Raw genomic sequence first — 5,451 nt, 5'->3', positions numbered from 1 at the left:
GTGATCCAATAGACCGCTGATTGGTTCAGGTAGCTGCCCCGAGCGAACCCACCGGCTTGCCACAATGAACGCACGAAAACAATCGATCATTTTTTCAACTGCTGTGTTTGGCTTGATCACCGGATACCTGTCGGGCTTGGCGACGGAAGTCATCAAGTGAATGAAGACACGGATACCGAAATGCCGTCAGAGGCGTCCAACGAGATGGACTTTGAACCCGCACGGTTTCAAGGAGCACTCGATCTGCCTGAAGTTGACGACCGGCAACTCAAGGATGCCGCTGTCGCAGTTCGCCAAGAGTACCGAGATGGGTCACGGTGGAAACGGCTGAGTTGCCACCGAGTCAGCATCTTTGCTGAGAAAGATCGTGGGACGATTTTCGTCGTTCATGTCGGCTCGTCGGTCGAGTTTGATTGGACATGGGAAGGAGCGAAAGCGTTTCGCCCGAAGTCGCTTGACGACGATGAACGTTGCTCGGATCAACTCTATGAAGAGGCCGACTACGAAGACGACATGGTTTGGTCGGGTGAGATCGTCGAAGTGGACGAGCGGAATGGTTGCCTGTTCATCAGTCTTGATGATCCTGAGATGCCCCCAACGGCAGGATCGTTCTTTGTTCGCCCGTTCGAGTTCATGTCGGTCTTGGACGCCATTTACAACGGAGAGGAGTTTAGAGAGGTTCGGAGGCATCTCCCGGCGAGATTGAACGCCAGCGACGGCGATGTGCATCCGAGAGTGGCTCAGCCGTGTGAGCACAGCTTGCAGCACTTGCGAGATTGGTGGCAGCACTCGTGGAGCGTTCTTTGGGGACCGCCCGGCACCGGCAAAACCTGGACGACTGGACAGCAAATCGCAACGGTCATGCAAGATCAGAGCGAGCGAGTTCTGGTGGTATCGACCACCAACCGGGCAACGGATGCCGTCGCAATCTCCATCGGCGAAGCGGCAAAGGAGTTCTGCCCTGATGAACTCGGTGATGACACTCTGCTGAGAATCGGGAAGGGGGCGTCATACCAAACGTTCGTTTCTAAAAAGCTCGATCCGATGCTCAGGGGAACCGAGTCGGAAATCTTGTCGCAGATCGATGGGCTTGCACAGCAACTTCAACTTTTTGAATCGTCGGAAGACAAAGCTCTCGCACGAAAGAAGATTGGTGAACTGCGAACGTCAGGCAAAGACCAAAGCAACCGCATCTTCGTGGATGCTGAACGAAGAGTCGTTGTCGCCACCGCTTTCAAAGCGATGAGCTATTTGAAAGATGAGTCCATCCGCAAGATGGTCGAAGGCGGCGAAGCACCTTTCACCACGATCTTCATTGACGAAGCGGGGTTGATCTCAAGGGCGGCGGTTGCTGCGTTGTCGCTGTTGGCTGCCAACCGAGTTGTGCTGGTCGGTGATTCAAAACAATTGGCTCCGATCAGTCGAATCTCACGGATTCTGCCGACTCGTCAGCAAACATGGTTGGCGAGCAGTGGGCTGAGCCATCTCGACGACACCGAAAACATTCCCACAGCGGTCCACCTGCTTTTGCAGCAGCGTCGAATGCACCCTGACGTTTGCAAAGTGGTGTCGAGTTACCAGTACGATGGAGCGTTGACGACCGCTCCTGACCGAGCTGGCGTGGAGTCGACGCTCTCGCCATTCATTGCCGATCAATCGAGAGCCATTTGGTACGTCCTTGATGAAGAGGATGCCAGTCTCGCTTCCATTCGTGCCGCACGTGGGCCGGGCAACCGAAGTTGGGTTCGTGGTGTGACGCAGTCGGTGCTGCAAAAGCTGTTTTCGGATGCAGATGTTCGATCAGCAAACGGTTTATTCATCTCACCATTCAAGGCGCAGGCTCAGGAGGTTGGGAAGCTTGTGGCTGGTTGGGGAATGACCAATTGGGAAGCCTCAACCGTCCACAGTCAACAAGGATCGGAAGCGGACATTGTTATTTTTGATACGGTCAATGCTGGAAGTGGGACCTGGCAAATTCCTGAATGGAAAAGACTTGTCAACGTTGCGCTGAGTCGGGCAAGAGAAGCGGTGGTTGTTCTCGCCAGTCGCAGCGAGATGGAGGAACCGTATCTTCGTCCATTGATGACGGGCATGACCGCAGCATTCCTCGTGAAAGACGACGGACGCTTTGTTTGGCGCGAGCCTGGTCAATCTGAAGGGTTCGGTGCATCGATTGCGGCTGAAGAAATGGCCAGCTACAAGAAAAAAGCATCTTGTCGCATGGGCGATCAGTTTGATGGTCGAAAGGGAATGAAGCCAATTCTTTCCCAAGAACAGCAACGGCTGACCAATCTCGAACTGGATGGAAAGCCACGATTGGTTCGTGGAGTAGCGGGCAGCGGGAAGTCGATTGTTCTTTGCAACTGGCTCGCCAAGACGGCGAAGCGTTTGCAAGATCAGAAGGATGCCCGCATTTGGGCAGTCTACGCCAATCGAAGTTTGCAACGACTGTTGCGGGAATCGATTGAATCGGCATGGGACAGCCTCAACGAGGGAGACCTGCTCGGTCAATCCGATTTCCCTTGGGATCAAGTGTCGCTCCTTCATGTGAAAGACGTTTTGGCTGGAATGCTCCCAAGCGTTCAGATGTCAATCGAGTCCTTCGGTTTTGATTACGACCGTGCCGCTGAAGAATTCCTCAATCGACAAGATGTGGACGACCTGCTTCCCTGTTGTTCGGCTTTGTTCATTGATGAAGCTCAGGACATGGGACCGGCGACATTGCGTCTGCTGTTGTCCATCGTCGAACAGGCGGACAAGGAAGACGCCAACAGTCGTTCGGCACATATCTTCTACGACAACGCACAAAACGTTTACGACACCAAGACCCCGAAGTGGTCTGACTTTGGTCTCGATATGCGTGGCCGCTCGACGATCATGCGGGAGAGTTTTCGCTCCACAACTCCGATCACCGAACTTGCGGTGAACGTACTGAGCCGACTTTCTGAATCAAGCAAGCGTCAAGATCAGCAAGAATTGCTTCAGCTTGGACTGTTGGAGAAGTCTGATCGAAACGGCGAAAACTGGTTGCGTGTGCGGTACAACCAGATTGAAGGGCCGAAGCCGATCTACCATAGCTTTGACAGCCGCAATCAGGAAATGTCCTCGATTGCAAAACACTTGAAACACTTGATCCAAACTGATGGGATCTCTCCGACTGACATTTGCATTCTCTACAATGGTCGGGTTCAGGATGTGTTGAAGTCAACGCTCGCTCCTTCACTTGCTGAAATTGGTGTCGAGCTTTCGTTTCAGAAGAATCGCTCATTTGAACGACAGCCCTGCACGCTCATTGCCACCACTCCACATTCATTCAAGGGCTATGAGTCGGAAGTGGTCGTGATCCCATGCGTGGACAACTATGTCGCACCTGAAGGCAAAATCTTGGAGAACAGCTTGTACGTGGCAATGACTCGTGCCCGTTCCCTGTTGGCAATCTACGGAGTGAACCGTGGATCGGACGCCAGCCGAAGGATTGGCGAAACTATCGGTGAGTGCATTTCGATCCAGTACACTCGTGGATGGTAGTTTGAGGCACGCCGGCAGGTGTGGACGATCGGGCAGTGCCATGTGAGCCGGGACGCTCTTTCAAATAGCGGTCTTGATTCAACGATGAGTTCAAGGCAATCGTGCCGAACTTTGCCTTGGAATCGTCGTGGCTTCCATCTCTCCTACAGCGGTGGCAGTCTCAACTTGCGGATAATTTTCACTGGGAGAAACAGATGTTGAGGATCATCTTGCGGTGGCGTGAATCCAAATTTGAGATAGAACTGTTTCGCGTGTTCATTGATGGCTTCGACTTCTACCGCCTGAATCCCAATTCTCGCTGCCAGATATTCGGCTCGTCGGAGGGCGTCCATTAACAGGAACTCCCCAAGTCCTTCCCCGTGTGAGTTTTGATCGACAGCGAGCCTTCCAAGCAGCACAACGGGGATGTCAATTTGAGGCGATCCTTTGGCTTGATCGCCGGGCAACGCTTCGAAAACAACCGTGTGGTTCGAGAAAGCGTAGTATCCCCTGATCGTAATGCTTCCTTCTTCGACGAGGACATACGTGCGAGCAAGATCTCGCTTTTCGTACGGACTAATTTTTATCGCAAGGCAATCGTTCAGTACGTCAACGCCGCAGTCGAACCCGGCGCGCTCATGCCTTTTCCGCTCGAATGGCTCGATGGTCCATGCCGAGTTGCTCATCTAGCCAAGCTGCTTTTTGTAACGACGAGCCGCAGCTTTTAATGCGTCGTTTGGTTTTGCATCCGACGCTTGAAGAGCCTCCAAAAAGGCATCACGATCCCGATTGGATAATTGTGTGAACTGAGCCTCCTGAATCACCTGACGTGCTTCTCACACAACGGTCGAGACAGTGAACTCGCTGACCGTTTGCCCAAGGGCGGTCGCTGCTTCTTCAATGACCCGCTTCAAGTCACTTGCTAAGCGAACATTGATTCGAGCATCGTTATTTGCTGCCGCCGTTCCGGTCCTCCAACGTTGCCAAAAATAGAAAGTGGCGTATTGCCACTGATTCATACACCACGGGATTGGTGTGGCAATCTGCCACTTCGGCGCCGGTCGTTGCTCAGGCGAGCCCTTCTATGGCGATTCGAAGACGGCCAGTTGCGGGAGGTGGTCGCTCAAAGCAAATGAGTTCTTGTCGTTGAGGTTGAGCCGGAATGCTCCTTCAAACAACGGTCTGGATTCAATGATGCGGTCGGCAATCGGTCCAGCTGCCATGACGTAGTCGATCCGCCACTCCGGGTTGTCGGATGTGAACGTGAGGCCTTCGCCTTGGCCGACTTGGGAGAACGTGTCGACCCAACCAGCGTCCAGCCAAAGTTGGTGCTCTTGCGTGTCGGGACCGTGGTTGAGATCACCGATCAATAGCATCGACCGCCCGGCATCCAGATCTGGTTTCATCGATTCGATCATGGCGCGGATCTCTTTCAGCCGAACAGTGGGCTCGGCCGTCGGGTAGAGATGTGCCGAATGCACAATCAATGGTTCCTTGCCAGGAACGGCAAGCGTGGCTCGCCCCCAATGCCGGGTGAACAACTCTTTCGGACTGCCGCCATTCACAGGGGCGTTCGTCGTTTCCGTGATCTGCAATTTGCTGAGCAGTGTTCCGGGCCAACTGCCTCCGCTTGGGAATCGAACATGGTTCATTCCGAGAAGTTCGGCGACTTCTTCGGTCACTTCAGCCGCGGGCGATTCGGAGAAATTGATGATGTCGGGATCGTGCAGGGCCAATTCCATGGCTAGCCGTTTTGCCATCTGCCCCTTGGCAACCGCTTTCTTCGCCGATTCACGTGTGCTCGGCCATCCGGCGAGGCGGTAAACGTTGTAGGCGATCACTCGGAGCGGTTTCGCAGGGGACGCGTCTGCGAGCAGGTCCGTGGTGGACAAGGCAAGGGTTGCTCCGAGGGCTTCACCGAATTGTCGGCGTGAAATTTTCATG

Annotated in this window: 3 protein-coding genes and 1 pseudogene; 1 reads left to right on the top strand and 3 read right to left on the bottom strand. The window is 53.9% G+C overall.

The window, feature by feature from the left end; all coding sequences use genetic code 11:
* The first annotated feature begins 156 nt into the window (after window positions 1-156).
* Complete coding sequence (locus ACF8AM_RS12530) at window positions 157-3,528, top strand: AAA domain-containing protein (protein ID WP_392555957.1); 3,372 nt, start codon at window positions 157-159, stop codon at window positions 3,526-3,528.
* 143 nt (window positions 3,529-3,671) lie between these two features.
* On the opposite strand, the gene ACF8AM_RS12525 is transcribed toward ACF8AM_RS12530, so the two are convergent.
* The 3 genes and pseudogenes from ACF8AM_RS12525 to ACF8AM_RS12515 form a co-directional block, all read right to left on the bottom strand.
* Window positions 3,672-4,193 carry a GNAT family N-acetyltransferase gene (locus ACF8AM_RS12525; protein ID WP_392555956.1) on the bottom strand — a complete coding sequence of 174 codons (522 nt, stop codon included), beginning with the start codon at window positions 4,191-4,193 and terminating at the stop codon, window positions 3,672-3,674.
* A pseudogene (locus ACF8AM_RS12520) lies at window positions 4,194-4,526 on the bottom strand (DUF1778 domain-containing protein). It abuts the gene before it with no gap.
* Between the two features lie 63 nt (window positions 4,527-4,589).
* A partial coding sequence (locus tag ACF8AM_RS12515) for an endonuclease/exonuclease/phosphatase family protein (protein ID WP_392555955.1) occupies window positions 4,590-5,451 on the bottom strand: 862 nt, incomplete at its 5' end.

Source organism: Rhodopirellula sp. JB055, from assembly GCF_043100905.1.
Taxonomy (GTDB): Bacteria; Planctomycetota; Planctomycetia; order Pirellulales; family Pirellulaceae; genus Rhodopirellula.
Note: the sequence above shows the minus strand (reverse complement) of the source record. Positions and strands in the feature narration are given on the sequence as shown.